The sequence below is a fragment of the Kitasatospora sp. NPDC059817 genome (assembly GCF_042731835.1).
In the GTDB taxonomy this organism is placed as follows: Bacteria; Actinomycetota; Actinomycetes; order Streptomycetales; family Streptomycetaceae; genus Kitasatospora.
Map to the genome: position 1 here is coordinate 14,799 of NZ_JBHWIR010000090.1, position 15,869 is coordinate 30,667.

Sequence of the window (15,869 nt, forward strand, 5' to 3'; positions counted from 1 at the left end):
AGAGGAGACGCCCCCGTGGCACCCAGGACGGCCCTCGCCCCCGACCCGCACGGCCCCGGCGGCCGGCTCCAGCCGCTCGACGACGCCGGCACCCCGCTCGGCCCGCCCGAGAAGGTCCCCGACCTCGCCGCCGCCGTCGCCGCCCGGGAGGCCACCGAGCACTCCCGTTGGGTGTGGGCCGCCACCGACAGCGCCTACGCGCCGCTGCTGCCCCGGCTGCCCGACCGGCTCGCCCGCTGCCACGACCTGCGCCTGGTCGAGGCCCTGCTGCTGGCGCACGAGGGCCGGTTCGGCGCGCCGCGCTCGCTCGGCGCCGCCTGGTCCCGGCTGCGCGGCCTGCCCGTCCCGGACGACCTGCCCGAGCCCGGCTCCGCCGAGGCCGACGACGGGCAGGACACCCTGTTCGCGCCCGACCGGCTGCAACTGCCGCCCGGCGCCGACCCGCTGACCGCCGTCGTCGCCGTCCACGCCGAGCAGCAGCGCCGGATCGCCGCGATCGCCGACCCGGCCGCCCGGCACCGGTTCCGGCTGCTGGTCGCCGCCGAGTCCGCCGGCGCACTCGTCGCCGCCGAGATCGCGCACGACGGGCTGCCCTGGCGCGCCGACGTCCACGACCACCTGCTCACCGAACTCCTCGGCCCCCGCCCGACCGTCCCCGGCGCCCAGCCGAGACTGCTCGCCGACCTCTCCGTCGAACTCCAACAGGCCCTCGGCGGGCGCCCGTTCAACCCCGACTCGCACACCCAGGTGCTGCGCGCCTTCGCCGAGAACGGCATCCAGCTCGGCTCCACCCGCTCCTGGGAGCTCAAGGGCGTCGCCCACCCGGCCGCCGCGCTGCTGATCCGCTACAAGGAGCTGTCCCGGATCCACGCCGCGCACGGCTGGGCCTGGCAGGACGCCTGGGCCCGCGGCGGCCGGTTCCGGCCCGAGTACGTAGTCGGCGGCGTGGTCTCCGGACGCTGGGCCAGCCGCGGCGGCGGCGCGCTGCAGATCCCGCGCATCCTGCGCCGCGCCGTCGTCGCCGACCCGGGCTGGCTGCTGGTCGTCGCCGACGCCGCCCAGTTGGAGCCCCGGGTGCTCGCCGCCCTCTCCCAGGACGCCGGGCTGGCCCGCACCGCCGCCGGCGGCGACCTGTACGAGGCGCTGGCCGCCAACGCCTTCCAGGGCGACCGCGACAAGGCCAAGCTCGGCCTGCTCGGCGCCATGTACGGGCAGACCAGCGGCGACATCGGCCCGCTGCTGAACACTCTGCGCCACCGCTACCCCGCCGCGATGGGCTACGTCGAGGCCGCCGCCCGCACCGGCGAGGACGGCGGGGTGGTCGCCTCCCGGCTGGGCCGGGTCTGCCCGCCCGCCTCCGCCGAGTTCCTCGACCTCACCGAGGCCCCCGACACGGCCGGCGAGGCCGGCGGCCGGCAGGCCCGCGCCCGCGGCCGCTTCACCCGCAACTTCGTCATCCAGGCCAGCGCCGCCGACTGGGCACTCGCCCTGCTCGCCGCCCTGCGCCGCCGGCTGGGCGAGCTGCCGACGGCCGGCCCGGCGGAACGCCCGCACCTGGTGTTCTTCCAGCACGACGAGGTGATCGTGCACACCCCGGCCAACCTCGCCGACGAGGTGGCCGCCGCGGTCGCCGAGGCGGCCGACGAGGCCCGCCGCCTGGTGTTCGGCGACACCCCGGTCCGCTTCCCGCTCACCACGGCGGTGGTGGACTGCTACGCCGACGCCAAGTAGCCGCCCCCTCTTCCCGGTCTCCGGCCCCGCGGCTTCACAGCTTCCGGAACGAGCGGGCCTCCTCGGCCGCCGCGACCACCTCCGCCAGCGCCGCCCCGGTCGAGGCGGTGACGGCGGCCGCCACCGCGCCCTCCACGAACGGCGCGTCCACCAGCCGCACGCCCGGGCGCGGCTCGTCCTCCAGCACCGTGACGGCGGTGAGCACCGAGCTGCCGAGATCCGGCAGCACGACCACGCCCGCCCCGCCGTCCGCCTCCGCGACGGCCCGCGCGATCAGGTCGTAGCTGGTGCCGAGCCCGCCGTCCTCCGTACCCGCCGCGCACACCACCCGCACACCGCCCGAGGCGAGTTCGGCGAGCAGCTCGCGCAGCCCGGCGGCCAGTCGGGCGCTGTGCGAGACCAGGACGATACCCACGTGTTCGCTCATACGCCCGACCCTACGACCGACCTCGTGGCCGACGCCGCTACTCCGGGAGAGTGACACGAATCCCGCGTGTCGCACCCCGTGCCCACCACCCCCGTCTGGCGTAGCGTCGGGGCAGCAGCGTCCACGGCCGACGACCCGCACAAGGGAGCGAAGAGCGTTGAAGAAGCTGATCAACACCCCGGAGAGCGTCCTGGAGGACGCGTTGGCCGGAGTCGCCGCCGCACACCCCGAGCTGGCGGTGGACATCCCCAACCGGGTGATCACCCGGGCCGCCCGCCCGGCCGGGCCCAAGGTCGCGGTGATCTCCGGCGGCGGCTCCGGCCACGAGCCGCTGCACGGCGGCTTCGTCGGCCCCGGCATGCTGGACGCCGCCTGCCCCGGCGAGGTCTTCACCTCCCCGGTACCGGACCAGATGCTGGCCGCCGCCCAGGCCGTGGAGAGCGGCGCCGGCGTCGTCTTCATCGTGAAGAACTACACCGGCGACGTGATGAACTTCGAGCTCGCCGCCGAACTCGCCGCCGAGGAGGGCCTGGCGGTCCGCACCGTCCTGGTCGATGACGACGTCGCGGTCGAGGACTCCACCTGGACGGCCGGCCGCCGCGGCACCGGGGCGACCGTCCTGGTCGAGAAGGCCACCGGAGCGCTGGCCGAACGCGGCGCCCCGCTCGACGAGGTGGCCGCCCTGGGCGAGCGGGTCAACGCCGCCTCCCGCTCCTTCGCCATCGCGCTCACCGCTGCCACCACCCCGGCCGCCGGCAAGCCCGGCTTCGACCTGCCCGAGGACGAGATCGAGGTCGGCGTCGGCATCCACGGCGAGCCCGGCCGTCGCCGCGAGAAGCTGCGCCCGGCCCGCGCGCTGGCCGCCGAGGTGGTCGACACCATCCTCGCCGACCACCACCTGGCCCCGGGCGACGAGGTGATCGCCCTGCTCAACGGCCTCGGCGCGACCCCCCTGCTGGAGCTGTACATCGCCTACGGCGAGGTCGCCGCCCGGCTCGCCGAGCGCGGCATCACGGTGGCCCGCAGCCTGGTCGGCAACTACGTCACCAGTCTGGACATGGCGGGCTTCTCGCTCACCCTCACCAAGGCCGACCCGCAGCTGTTGGAGCTGTGGGACGCGCCCGTCGACACCCCCGCCCTCAAGCGGGCCTGAGCCGGGAGACGTCATGGACTTCGACACCCCCCTCGCCGAGGCCTGGGTCCGCGCGATCGCCGCGGCCGTCGAGAAGGAGCAGGGCCGGCTCACCGAGCTGGACTCGGCGATCGGCGACGGCGACCACGGCAGCAACCTCCGGCGCGGCTTCTCCGCCGCCCTGGCCGCCCTCGACGTCCTCCGGCCGGCCGGCCCGGGCGCGGTGCTCACCAAGGTGGGCAGCACGCTGATCTCCAAGGTCGGCGGTGCCTCCGGCCCGCTCTACGGCAAGGCCTTCCGCGCGATCGGCGCCGCCCTGCCCGATCCCGCCCTGGCCGACCCCACCAACCCGGCCGGCCCGGCCGCCGTCGCCGAGGCACTGGCGGCCGGGCTGGACGCCGTCCGCACCCTCGGCAAGGCCGTGCCCGGGGACAAGACCATCGTCGACGCCTACACCCCGGCCGTCGCCGCCTTCCGTGCCGCGGCCGGCGCCGGGGCCACCCTCCCCGAGGCGGCGGCCGCCGCCGCCGAGGCCGCCGACCAGGGCGCCCGCGACACCGTCCCCCTCCAGGCCCGCAAGGGCCGCGCCTCCTACCTCGGCGAGCGCAGCATCGGGCACCAGGACCCTGGCGCCACCTCCACCGCCCTCCTCTTCCGCGCCCTCGCCGACGTCACCGCGTCCTGAGGCACCCTCCTCCTCGCGCGGACGCCCGCGCGGGGAGGATGAGGAGGATGGGGAGGAGGCCGGCCCTCAGCCGTCCGTCCTGGCGATCAGCAACAGCAGGGCGTCGTCCCGCAGTTCCCCGCCCGTGTGCGCGAGCAGGTCCGCGTACACCCGCCCCACCGCCGCCTCCAGATCCCCCTCCGACCGCGTGGCGCCCCGCACCAGCGGCCCGACCCGCTCCGCCAGCGGGTAGAACTCCCCGCTCTTGCGGTGCCGCGCCTCGACCACCCCGTCCGTGCAGAGCACCAGCACGTCCTCCGCCCCGAACGGCTGGTCCCAGCTGGCCGGTTCGCCCGTCGCCAGCCGTCCGAGGCCGAGCGGCACCCAGGGGTCGGGGGCGTCCAGCACGTGCGCCCGCCCGTCGCCGTCGACCCGGATCGGCGGGACGTGCCCGTACTGCAGCAGTTCCATCACCCCGGGCGTGCGGAACTCCGCGAACAGCGCGGTGGTGAACTCCCCGTCCGGGACGTGCCGCTCGACGCTGGCCTCGATCCGCGCCGCGACGCCCCGCAGCCCGGCCTCGTCGTACGCGGCCTCCCGGAACGCGCCGAGCACCACGGCCGCGGTCTGCACGGCGGAGAGCCCCTTGCCCCGGACGTCCCCGACCGCGACCCGGGTGCCGTGCGGCGTCTCCAGCACCGAGTACAGGTCTCCGCCGATCCGTGAGGCGTCGGCCGCCGACACGTACCGGACGGCCAGCCGCAGCGGCCCGACGACCGGCCCGGGCAGCCGCAGCAGGGCCCGCTGGGCGGCCTCGGCGACGGAGCTGACGGCCGCGAAGGCCGCCGCGCGCCGCATCCGGATCTTGGCGACCCAGGCGGAGAAGAGCGTCAACACGGCGTAGCTGACCATCGCACCGTAGAGGAAGCGCGCGTCGTTGATGTTGTCGACCTCGTCGTAGTGGCTGAGCCCGAAGACCGCGAGCAGGCCGAGCGCGCAGACGGCGAGCAGTTCGCCCGGTCTGAGGGTGAGCGCGGCGGCGGCCGGGACGACGGTCATCAGCGGTGCCAGGTAGCGGTCCTTGCCGGAGAGGAGGTCAGCGAGTGCGACCAGGAGCACGGCGAGCAGCGCCGGACTGGCCCGCCGCCAGAACGGCACGTCCTGGAGGTCGGCGGCCAGCAGGGCGCCGCGCCGCCGGTCCGGCGGCAGCCCGGCGGCGCTGGGGGCCGAGGGGGACTGGGCACGGCGGGTCGGGAACACATACCGAACATAAGGGACGTTCGCGGCACCCACCCGCCCGCCTACCGCGTTTCCGTCCGCCGCGACCGCCGCCCCGCCGCACGGGCGTCCCGATCGCCCCTAAATGCCCCATTTGTCATACAGTTCGACCAAAGCGGCTACCCCGAGGAGGCCCTGACCGGTGTCCGGCTACCGCAACACCCCCCGCATCTCCGACGCCCCGGCCCGCACGACGGCCACGTCCGACCACTGGCTGAGGGTCTTCGCCGTCGGCCTGCTGCTCTGGGGCGCCACCGTCGTCGTCACGTTCCTCACCGGGAACAGCAACCTCGTCCCGACGATCGTGCTGCTCGGCAGCTTCCTGGTCCCGGCCACCGTGGTGATCTGGGCCTACGAGCGCTACGCCGGCGACCTCGGCCCGGACCGGATCTTCGCCTGCTTCGGCGTCGGCGGCATCATCGGCGTCCTGGGCGCCTCGGTGCTGGAGAGCTACCTGGTCTCCCCCTCGGCCTCGATGTACGTCGCCGTCGGACTGATCGAGGAGGCGGCCAAGCTGGCCGCCCTGGTCATGGTGAGCCGCCGACTGCGGGTCAGCGGGCTGCGGCACGGGCTGGTGCTCGGCGCCACCGTCGGCGCGGGGTTCGCCGCGTTCGAGAGCGCCGGGTACGCGTTCAACGCCGTGCTGAGCATCCAGGGGCTTTCGCTCGAGGACCTGGTCGAGACGGAGATCCTGCGCGGGGTGCTCGCGCCGGTCGGCCACATCCTGTGGACGGCGATCGTCGGCGGGGTGCTGTTCAGCGAGCGCCGCGGCGGGCGGTTCCGCTTCACCACCCCGGTCGCCGTCACCTACCTGGGCGTATCGCTGCTGCACGCGCTCTGGGACAGCACGAGCGGCATCGCCGTCTGGCTGGTCGCCAAGACCACCGCGAGCGCCTGGCAGCGCGCCCTGTTCGAGCTCGGCCACATGCCCGACCCCACCAGCGAGCAGGTGCACCTGTACACCCTCTACGACACGGCCGGACTGCTCGTGGTCTCCTTGGGCGGGCTGCTCTGGCTGCGGCTGCTGATCCGGCGCGAGCGCGCGCCGATCCCGGCCCAGCTCCCGGCCTCCCCGGCCTGAGGCGGTCCGGCGCATACGCTCGACCGGCGCACGCGTCCGTGACGCGCGCCACTTCACCCACCCCTCCCGGAAATACCCCTGAGGGGTATGGTGTTGTCAGAGTAGAGCCCGGGCCGACGCCCGGGGCGCCACACCTCCCGGAGGCCCGGATGTCCAGCACCACCACCTACACCGTGACCGGCATGAGCTGCGGCCACTGCGAGAAGGCGATCAGCGAGGAGCTCTCCGCCCTCACCGGCGTCACCGAGGTCGCCGCCGACTCCAAGGCCGGCACCGTGACGGTCTCCTCCCTCGCCCCGCTGGACGACGAGCAGGTCCGCAGCGCCGTCGACGAGGCCGGCTACGAACTGGTCGGCCGCAGCGCCTAGGCCTCCCTGTACGCCGGTACGGCGGGGCCCGGGCAGCGGACCCCGCCGTACACCCCCACCGAGGAGCTGCCGAGGAGCCGATCCGCATGAGCGAGCGAAGCGAACTGGTCACCACCGCCCCCGGCGTCCAGGGCACCCCCGAGGTCCGGGACCGGGTCGAGCTGTCGATCGGCGGCATGACCTGCGCCTCCTGCGCGACCCGGATCGAGAAGAAGCTCAACCGGATGGACGGCGTCGAGGCCACCGTCAACCTCGCCACCGAGAAGGCCCGGGTCGACTACGGCCCCGGGGTGACGGTCGAGGACCTGATCGCCACGGTCGAGCGCACCGGCTACACCGCCGAACTCCCGCCGCCCCCGGCCCCCGCCGCCCCCGCACACGTCGGCCCCGACGCTGGGGCCACCGCCGACCGGCCCGCCGCCGACCCGCTGTACGACCGGCTGCTGATCAGCGCCGTCCTCAGCGTCCCGGTGGTCATGCTGTCGATGATCCCGGCCCTCCAGTTCGCCAACTGGCAGTGGCTCGCCTTCGCACTCACCGGCCCGGTCGTGGTCTACGGCGGCCTGCCGTTCCACCGCGCCGCCTGGACCAACCTCAAGCACGGCGCCGCGACCATGGACACCCTGGTCTCGCTCGGCACCCTGGCCGCCTTCGGCTGGTCGTTCTGGGCACTGTTCTGGGGCCACGCGGGCCTGCCCGGGATGCACCACGACTTCTCACTGGCGATCGGCGACACCGACGCCTCCTCCACCCTCTACCTGGAGACGGCCGCCGCCGTCACCGTGCTGATCCTGCTCGGCCGCCACCTGGAGGCCCGCTCCAAGCGCCGGGCCGGGGCCGCCCTGCACGCCCTGCTCGACCTCGGCGCCAAGGACGTCACCGTGCTGCGCGGCGGGGCCGAGGTCCGGATCCCGGTCGGCGGCCTGGCCGTGGGCGACCGGTTCGTGGTGCGGCCGGGCGAGAAGATCGCCACCGACGGCATGGTGGTCGAGGGCGGATCGGCGGTGGACGCCTCGATGCTCACCGGCGAGTCCGTACCGGTCGAGGTCGGCGTCGGCGACCAGGTCACCGGCGCCACCGTCAACGCGGGCGGCCGGCTGGTGGTCGAGGCCACCCGGATCGGCGCGGACACCCAGCTGTCCCGGATGGCCCGGCTGGTCGAGGACGCGCAGAACGGCAAGGCCGCCGCCCAGCGCCTCGCCGACCGGATCTCCGCCGTCTTCGTCCCGATCGTGATCGTCCTGGCGGTGGCCACCCTCGGCTACTGGCTGGGCACCGGCGAGGGCTGGACCGCCGCCTTCACGGCAGCGGTCGCGGTGCTGATCATCGCCTGCCCGTGCGCCCTGGGCCTGGCCACCCCGACCGCGCTGCTGGTCGGCACCGGCCGCGGCGCCCAACTGGGCGTCCTGATCAAGGGCCCGGAGGTGCTGGAGTCCACCCGCAAGGTCGACACCATCGTCCTGGACAAGACCGGCACCGTCACGACCGGCCGGATGACCCTGCTCGCGGTGCACACCGCCGAGGGCGTCGACGAGGCCGCGGCACTGCGCCTGGCCGGCGCCCTGGAGCACGCCTCCGAGCACCCGATCGCCCGGGCGATCGCCACCGCCGCCGCCGAGGCCGGTGAGCTGCCGCCGGTCGAGGGCTTCGAGAACGTGCCGGGCCTGGGTGTCCAGGGCGTGGTGGACGGCCACGCGGTGGTCGCCGGCCGGGAGGCGCTGCTGAACGACTGGTCGCAGTACCTGCCGGAGGGCCTGGCCGCGGCCAAGCGCGCCGCCGAGGCGGCCGGGCGGACCGCGATCGCGGTGGGCTGGGACGGCGAGGCCCGGGCCGTCCTGGAGGTCGCGGACGCGGTCAAGCCGACCAGCGCCGAGGCGATCGCCCGGCTGCGCGGCCTGGGCCTGACCCCCTTGCTGCTGACCGGCGACAACCGGGCGGTCGCCGAGGCCGTCGCCGCCGAGGTCGGCATCGCCCCGGAACACGTCATCGCCGAGGTCATGCCGCAGGACAAGGTCGCCACCGTCAAGCGGCTCCAGGCCGAGGGCAAGGTCGTGGCGATGGTCGGCGACGGCGTCAACGACGCGGCCGCCCTCGCCCAGGCCGACCTGGGCCTGGCCATGGGCACCGGCACCGACGCCGCGATCGAGGCCGGCGACCTCACCCTGGTCCGCGGCGACCTGCTGGCGGCGGCCGACGCCATCCGGCTCTCCCGCAAGACCCTGGCCACCATCAAGAGCAACCTGTTCTGGGCCTTCGGCTACAACGTCGCCGCCCTGCCGCTGGCCGCCGCCGGGATGCTCAACCCGATGATCGCGGGGGCCGCGATGGCCTTCTCCTCGGTCTTCGTGGTCGGCAACAGCCTGCGACTGCGCCGCTTCCAGCCCGCCTGACCCGCCCGCGCGACGCGGAAGGGCCCGGACCGCCTGGTCCGGGCCCTTCCCTGCGTCAACGCGCCAAAGCACCACCGCGTCAACGCGTCACCGCGTCAACGCCCGAGCAGCTCGCCGCCGTTGCAGTGCAGGATCTCGCCGGTGATGAACCCGGCCTCGGGCGAGGCCAGGAAGTAGACCGCGGCCGCGACCTCACCGGTCTCCCCGATCCGGCCCAGCAGGGTGCGGGCCGCCCGGCGGGAGACCTCGGCCTCGTCCAGCCGGGGGCCGAAGAACTCGGTGCCGGCCACCGTCCCGGGCGCGACGATGTTGGCGGTGATCCCGGAGGTGCCCAACTGGGCAGCCAGGAAGTGGTTCCAGGCGTGCAGCGAGGCCTTCGCCGCGCCGAACGAGCCGGCCCCGCGCAGGGCGGCGATCGAGCTGATGGTGACCACCCGGCCGGCGCCGGGGGTGAGCCGGTCCCGGATCGACTCGGTGAGCAGCACCACGGTCAGCACGTTGCGCTCGAAGTCGCCGCGCCAGCGGGCCAGCAGGGCGTGCGGCCCGGCGCCGATCACGGTCTCCCGGCTGCCGGCGTTGTTGACCAGGACGTCGATCCGCTCGGGCAGTTCGGCGAGCGCGGCCTCGACGGCATCGGGGTCGGCGAGATCGCACACCAGCGGGGTGACGTTCGGCCCGAGGTCCGCTGCGGCCTTCTCCAGGACCGCGCGGCGGCGGCCCACGATCACGACCCATTCGCCCGCCTCGGCGAACCGCCGCGCGACTTCGTACCCGATTCCCGTGCCACCGCCGGTGACAACGACGTTCCTGGCCATCTGCGCACTCCCTCCCCAGCTCCGCCGCCACGCTGCGAGGGTGCGGGACGGTCCGTACCGGAATGCCACGATTCCTATCACGCTCGGTTGCCGTGACTGCGGGGAGGGTGACGTCGCGCGCGCGGGAACGTGTGATATGGGCTCGACACGAGGTGCACACGGAGCGTGGCGAGAGGCAGCTCACACCCCCCGGGCGTAACTTCTCGCACCCTGATACGTCTTAGGTTGGTAGTGCGGCAGTTTTCCGATGAGCGGGGACGCGACGAACGGCAATGCGTCCCCGCGCTTCCACCGACTGCCGCCGACGGGGCTCCGGCGGGCCCCGGGACGGTCGTCGACCTTGACGGCCTTCGCGCACGACGCCGGGGTTGCGGCGGGTCAGGGACGCTTTGAGCGGCCGTCCCCGGCTTCGGCCCGGCCCCGGAGTCGTGCGCCGTACGGTTCCGCCCCCGCGCGGGCGCCCACCCGGGCCCACCGCACGGGGACGCGGAAGGGCCCGGCCGCCAAGTGGCGACCGGGCCCTTCCGGGTGCAGCGTCAGCGGTCGCCGAGGGCGACGTAGTCGCGGATCTCGACGCCGGTGTAGATCTGGCGCGGACGGCCGATCCGGCTGGTCGGGTCGTTGATCATCTCGTGCCAGTGGGCGATCCAGCCCGGCAGCCGGCCGAGGGCGAACAGCACGGTGAACATGCTGGTCGGGAAGCCCATGGCGCGGTAGATCAGGCCGGTGTAGAAGTCCACGTTCGGGTAGAGCTTGCGCGAGATGAAGAAGTCGTCCTTGAGGGCGTGCTCCTCCAGCTTGAGCGCGATGTTCAGCAGCTCGTCGTTCTTGCCGAGCTGGCCGAGGACCTCGTGCGCGAGCAGCTTGACCTGCGCGGCGCGCGGGTCGAAGGCCTTGTAGACGCGGTGGCCGAAGCCCATCAGCTTGACGCCGGCTTCCTTGTTCTTCACCTTCGTGATGAACGCGTCGACGTCGCCGCCGTCCTTCTGGATGCTCTCCAGCATCTCCAGCACGGCCTGGTTGGCGCCGCCGTGCAGCGGGCCCCAGAGCGCCGAGATGCCCGCCGAGATCGAGGCGAACAGGTTGGCGTGGCTGGAGCCGACCAGGCGCACGGTGGAGGTCGAGCAGTTCTGCTCGTGGTCCGCGTGCAGGATGAGCAGCTTGTCCAGGGCGTTGACGATCACCGGGTTGAGCTCGTAGTCCTCGGCGGGGACGGCGAAGGTCATCCGCAGGAGGTTCTCGACGTAGCTCAGGTCGTTGCGCGGGTAGACGAAGGGCTGGCCCATCGCCTTCTTGTACGCGTAGGCGGCGATCGTCGGCAGCTTGGCGAGCAGGCGGACGGTCGACAGGTGGCGCTGGCCGGCGTCGAACGGGTTGTGGCTCTCCGGGTAGAACGTGGAGAGCGCGCCGACCACCGAGGACAGCATGGCCATCGGGTGGGCGTCCCGCGGGAAGCCCTGGAAGAAGCGCTTGACGTCCTCGTGCAGCAGGGTGTGCTGGGTGATCTCGCGGTTGAACTCGGCCAGCTGGTCCGCGTTGGGCAGCTCACCGTTGATCAGGAGGTACGCGGTCTCGATGAAGCCGCCCTGCCCTGCGAGCTGCTCGATCGGGTAGCCGCGGTACCGCAGGATGCCGTTGTCACCGTCCACGAAGGTGATCGCGGACTTGTACGCGGCGGTGTTACCGAAGCCGTTGTCCAGGGTGACCAGGCCGGTCTGCGGGAGCAGCTTCGAGATGTCGAAGCCGGCGTTGCCCGCAGTGCTCTCGACGACGGGGTACTCGTACTCGCCGTCCTGGTACCGCAGTACTACCGAGTTGTCGCTCACGTCTTCCTCACCGACGAAATGAATCCTCTTCCAAGGTGCCCTGACTGTCTCTACCATCCCCCATCTGGAGGACAGCCGCGCACCCGGGGTGGCCCGAAAGGGCCCGCCCCTACAAAACCTGCTGCCGCAGCCGGTACGAACCGGACAAGATCGGCACCACCCTAGGCTCTGCCGTAAATCTCTTCACGTCAAGAGAACATTAGAGGCAACCATCCTGTTGGATAATCATCCAGTTGCCAGTCGATGATCGAGCGCCGCATGCCGTCGACCTGCACTGACGGTCCGCACGGCCTGGGCGATCGCCTTCCGTGACCCCACCAGTACCACCAGTTTCCTTGCCCTGGTCACAGCGGTGTAGAGCAGGTTTCGCTGGAGCATCGTCCAAGCGGACATGGTGACCGGAATCACCACCACTGGGTACTCGCTCCCCTGTGAGCGGTGGATCGTGACCGCGTACGCGTGGGCCAGCTCGTCCAGTTCGTCGAAGTCGTACGGCACCTCCTCGTCCTCGTCGGTGAGCACCGTCAACCGCTGATCGTCCACACTGAGGGCGGTCACCACTCCCACTGTGCCGTTGAAGACCCCGTTGCGCCCCTTGTCGTAGTTGTTGCGCACCTGCGTGACCTTGTCCCCCACCCGGAACGTGCGCCCGCCGAACCGCCGCTCCGCCAGCCCCTCCCGAGCCGGCGTCACCGCCCCCTGGAGCAGCGTGTTCAGGTTCCCCGCCCCGGCCGGACCCCGGTGCATCGGCGCCAGCACCTGGACGTCCCGCCGCGGGTCGAAGCCGAACCGCTGCGGGATCCGCCGCGCCACCACGTCCACCGTCAGACCGGCCGCCAACTCCGCGTCGTCCTCCGCGAACAGGAAGAAGTCCGGCAGACCGTCCGTCAGCGGCGGCCGCCCCTCGTTGATCCGGTGCGCGTTCGTCACCACCCCCGACTGCTGGGCCTGCCGGAAGATCCTGGTCAGCCGCACCGACGGGATCGGGCCGCCCTCCGCCAGCAGATCCCGCAGCACCTCGCCGGCGCCCACCGACGGCAGCTGGTCCACGTCCCCCACGAACAGCAGGTGCGCCCCCGGCGGCACCGCCTTGACCAGCTTGTTCGCCAGGATCAGATCCAGCATCGAGGCCTCGTCCACCACCACCAGATCGGCGTCCAGCGGCCGGTCCCGGTCGTACGCGGCGTCCCCGCCCGGTTTCAGCTCCAGCAGCCGGTGCACCGTCGAGGCCTCCGCCCCGGTCAGCTCCGCCAGCCGCTTCGCCGCCCGCCCGGTCGGCGCCGCCAGCACCACCTTCGCCCGCTTGGCCAGCGCCAGCGTCACGATCGACTTCACCGTGAACGACTTGCCGCAGCCCGGACCACCCGTCAGCACCGCGACCCGCTCGGTCAGCGCCAGCCGCACCGCCTGCTCCTGCTCCGGCGCGAGATCGGCCCCGGTACGCTTGGCCAGCCACTCCAACGCCACCGGCCAGTCCACCCCGCCGAACCACGGCATCCGGTCGGAATCCGAACGCAGCAACCGCAGCAGCTGGTTGGCCAGCGAGATCTCCGCCCGGTGGAACGGCACCAGGTACACCGCGGTGATCGCCTCGCCCGCCTCCCCCGGCACCGACTCCCGCACCACCCCCTCCGCCGCGACCAGCTCCGCCAGGCAGTCGATCACCAAGCCCACGTCCACCTGCAGCAGCTTCACGCCGTCCGCGATCAGCCGCTCCTCCGGCAGGTAGCAGTGCCCCTGGTCGCTGCTCTGCGACAGCGCGTACTGCAGCCCCGCCTTCACCCGCTCCGGGCTGTCGTGCGGGATCCCCACCGCCTGGGCGATCCGGTCCGCCGTCAGGAAACCGATCCCCCACACGTCCGACGCCAGCCGGTACGGCTCGTTCCTCACCACCCCGATCGAGGCGTCCCCGTACTGCTTGTAGATCCGCACCGCGAGCGAGGTCGACACCCCGACCCCCTGGAGGAAGACCATCACCTCCTTGATGGCCTTCTGCTCCTCCCAGGCCGCCGCGATCTTCTTCGTCCGCTTCGGCCCCAGCCCCGGCACCTCGATCAGCCGGCCCGGCTCGTTCTCGATCACCTCCAGGGTGTCCACCCCGAAGCGCTCCACGATCCGCTCGGCGAACCGCGGCCCGATGCCCTTGATCAGCCCCGAACCCAGGTACCGCTGGATGCCCTGCACCGTCGCCGGCAGCACCGTCGTGTAGTTCTCCACCGTGAACTGCCGCCCGTACTGCGGATGCGAGCCCCACCGCCCGTGCAACCGCAGCGACTCCCCCACCTGGGCTCCCAGCAGCGCGCCCACCACCGTCAGCAGGTCGTTCCCGCCCCGGCCGGTGTCCACCCGGGCCACCGTGTAACCGGTGTCCTCGTTGGCGTACGTGATCCGCTCCAGCACGCCCTCGACCTGCGCGAGCTGGCGCGGCGCCTCCTGCCCCGACTGCGCCTGCCTGGCCACCGGGACCCCCTTCGACCAGTACGGGTGGACCTTTCGTTACGCACCGTACCGCCCGGCCACGACAAGCCCGCACCTGCGCCCGACCGCCCCCACGGCAGGAGCGCCCCCGGGCCCCTGCCATGCAGCGCCCCGCCGTGCAGCGCCCCCGCCGAGGTGCCAGGCTGGGACGGGCAGGGGGGCACGATCGCGCCCGTCCGGGCCCCGTCCGAGGAGCAGTGCCCATGCTCAACACCGCCTTCCGCCCCGGCTCCCCCGACTGGCTCGACCTGGGCAGTCCCGACACCCGGGCCTCCGTCGACTTCTACACCGCCCTGTTCGGCTGGACCTTCGACCCGGCCGGCCCCGAAGCCGGCGGGTACGGCTTCTTCCAGCTCGACGGCCGGACGGTCGCCGCCCTCGGCCCGCTCGCCGAGGAGGGCTCCCTGCCCGCCTGGACGCTGTACTTCGCCACCCTCGACGCCGACCGCACCACCGAACTCGTCGAACAGGCCGGCGGGCACGTCCGGTTCACCCCCTTCGACGTCTTCACCGCGGGCCGGATGGCCGGCTACACCGACCCGACCGGCGCCGAGTTCGCCGTCTGGCAGCCGCACGACACCCGCGGCCTGGAGGTCGTCAACGAGGAGGGCAGCCTCTGCTGGGCCGAGTGCTACAGCGTCGACGCCGAACGCGCCAAGACCTTCTACCGGACCGTCTTCAGCTGGCAGGAACAGGACGTGCCGCTCGAAGGCACCTCCTACACCGTCCTCACCCCCGCCGGCGCCGGCAGCGACGACGCCCACGGCGGCATCATGCAGCTCGGCCCCGAACAGACCGCCCGCGGCACCACCTCGCACTGGCTCCCCTACTTCGAGGTCCCCAACGTGGACGCCAGCCTCGCCATCGCCGACAAGCTCGGGGCCACCGTGCGGATCCCCGCCATGGACGTCCACGGCGTAGGCCGCCTCGCCCAGTTCCACGACCCGCACGGCGCCGTCTTCGCCGTCATCACCAGTGCCAAGCCCGGGGAGTGACGGCAGATCACCCCCGAGAAGGGGCCTGAGGGGGCTCTACGGGCAGCGGCGGCGGGGGTACGGGAAACAGGGCGCGCCTATCCTCTGATCATGACTGACCTGACGATCCGCAGGGCCACCGCGGAGGACCTGCCGGCGATAGTGGCCCTGCTCGCCGACGACGCCCTGGGTGCCACCCGCGAGAGCCCCGACGACCTCACGCCGTACCGTGCCGCCTTCGCCCGCGTCGACGGCGACCCGCACCAGCACCTGGTCGCCGCCGAGCGCGCCGGCCGGACCGTCGGCACCCTGCAGCTGACCGTGATCCCCGGCCTCTCCCGGAAGGGCTCCACCCGGACCGTCATCGAGGCCGTCCGAATCCACGCCGACGAGCGGGGCAGCGGCCTCGGCACCGAACTCATCCAGTGGGCGATCGAGCGCTCCCGCGAACTCGGCGCCGACCTCGTCCAGCTCACCTCCGACGCGACCCGCACCGACGCCCACCGCTTCTACGAGAAGCTCGGCTTCGTCCCGTCGCACATCGGATTCAAACTCCAGCTCTGAGACCTTCCCCAGCTCTGAGACCTTGAAGTCCCAAAGCCCCGGAAACGCAAAGAACCCCCATCCGGTTTCCCGGATGGGGGTTCTCTGTGAATGATTGTTCGGCGGCGTCCTACTCTCCCACAGGGTCCCCCCTGCAGTACC

The 15,869-nt window shown here is 73.1% G+C and carries 13 protein-coding genes; 8 read left to right on the plus strand and 5 right to left on the minus strand.

Translation table 11 applies throughout. The features are described 5' to 3' along the window. Positions 1–15: 15 nt before the first annotated feature. Positions 16–1,731 (plus strand): bifunctional 3'-5' exonuclease/DNA polymerase, encoded by a 1,716-nt coding sequence (locus ACFV61_RS20200; protein WP_380493055.1) that lies wholly within the window; start codon positions 16–18, stop codon positions 1,729–1,731. A 34-nt stretch (positions 1,732–1,765) separates the two neighbouring features. Here ACFV61_RS20200 and dhaM read toward each other — a convergent pair whose 3' ends face one another. Continuing rightward, positions 1,766–2,158: a dihydroxyacetone kinase phosphoryl donor subunit DhaM gene (dhaM, locus tag ACFV61_RS20205; protein WP_363588586.1), complete on the minus strand. Its 393-nt coding sequence runs from the start codon at positions 2,156–2,158 to the stop codon at positions 1,766–1,768. A gap of 157 nt (positions 2,159–2,315) precedes the next feature. Between dhaM and dhaK the strand changes: the two genes are divergently transcribed. Beyond that, positions 2,316–3,311, plus strand: a complete 996-nt coding sequence (gene dhaK / locus ACFV61_RS20210; RefSeq protein ID WP_380493058.1) for a dihydroxyacetone kinase subunit DhaK — start codon at positions 2,316–2,318, stop codon at positions 3,309–3,311. Between the two features lie 13 nt (positions 3,312–3,324). Continuing rightward, positions 3,325–3,975 carry a dihydroxyacetone kinase subunit DhaL gene (gene dhaL / locus ACFV61_RS20215; RefSeq protein ID WP_380493060.1) on the plus strand — a complete coding sequence of 217 codons (651 nt, stop codon included), beginning with the start codon at positions 3,325–3,327 and terminating at the stop codon, positions 3,973–3,975. A gap of 66 nt (positions 3,976–4,041) precedes the next feature. Here the strand turns inward: dhaL and ACFV61_RS20220 are convergent, their stop codons facing one another. Next, on the minus strand, positions 4,042–5,214 hold the full coding sequence (locus ACFV61_RS20220; RefSeq protein ID WP_380423516.1) for a PP2C family protein-serine/threonine phosphatase: 1,173 nt from the start codon (positions 5,212–5,214) through the stop codon (positions 4,042–4,044). A 160-nt stretch (positions 5,215–5,374) separates the two neighbouring features. Here ACFV61_RS20220 and ACFV61_RS20225 point away from each other — a divergent pair, with 160 nt between their 5' ends. The 3 genes from ACFV61_RS20225 (at position 5,375) to ACFV61_RS20235 (ending at position 9,071) form a co-directional block, all read left to right on the plus strand. After that, complete coding sequence (locus ACFV61_RS20225; protein ID WP_380423517.1) at positions 5,375–6,313, plus strand: PrsW family intramembrane metalloprotease; 939 nt, start codon at positions 5,375–5,377, stop codon at positions 6,311–6,313. Between the two features lie 38 nt (positions 6,314–6,351). Further along, entirely contained in the window at positions 6,352–6,681 is a 330-nt protein-coding gene (locus tag ACFV61_RS20230; RefSeq protein ID WP_380338027.1) for a heavy-metal-associated domain-containing protein, read from the plus strand. A gap of 176 nt (positions 6,682–6,857) precedes the next feature. Next, positions 6,858–9,071 (plus strand): heavy metal translocating P-type ATPase, encoded by a 2,214-nt coding sequence (locus ACFV61_RS20235; protein ID WP_380493068.1) that lies wholly within the window; start codon positions 6,858–6,860, stop codon positions 9,069–9,071. 95 nt (positions 9,072–9,166) lie between these two features. Here the strand turns inward: ACFV61_RS20235 and ACFV61_RS20240 are convergent, their stop codons facing one another. The 3 genes from ACFV61_RS20240 to ACFV61_RS20250 form a co-directional block, all read right to left on the minus strand. Then, positions 9,167–9,886 carry an SDR family NAD(P)-dependent oxidoreductase gene (locus ACFV61_RS20240; protein WP_380493062.1) on the minus strand — a complete coding sequence of 240 codons (720 nt, stop codon included), beginning with the start codon at positions 9,884–9,886 and terminating at the stop codon, positions 9,167–9,169. A gap of 536 nt (positions 9,887–10,422) precedes the next feature. Beyond that, a complete protein-coding gene (locus ACFV61_RS20245; protein ID WP_063349392.1) occupies positions 10,423–11,712 on the minus strand; it encodes a citrate synthase in 1,290 nt (429 codons plus the stop codon). Positions 11,713–11,937: 225 nt separating this feature from the next. Continuing rightward, positions 11,938–14,172: an ATP-dependent RecD-like DNA helicase gene (locus ACFV61_RS20250; RefSeq protein WP_380377808.1), complete on the minus strand. Its 2,235-nt coding sequence runs from the start codon at positions 14,170–14,172 to the stop codon at positions 11,938–11,940. Between the two features lie 221 nt (positions 14,173–14,393). Here ACFV61_RS20250 and ACFV61_RS20255 point away from each other — a divergent pair, with 221 nt between their 5' ends. Further along, on the plus strand, positions 14,394–15,185 hold the full coding sequence (locus ACFV61_RS20255) for a VOC family protein (RefSeq protein ID WP_063349390.1): 792 nt from the start codon (positions 14,394–14,396) through the stop codon (positions 15,183–15,185). 90 nt (positions 15,186–15,275) lie between these two features. Continuing rightward, the gene (locus ACFV61_RS20260) at positions 15,276–15,728 is read left to right on the plus strand and encodes a GNAT family N-acetyltransferase (protein WP_380493065.1); all 453 of its coding nucleotides are present in this window, start codon (positions 15,276–15,278) and stop codon (positions 15,726–15,728) included. The last annotated feature ends 141 nt before the right edge of the window (positions 15,729–15,869 follow it).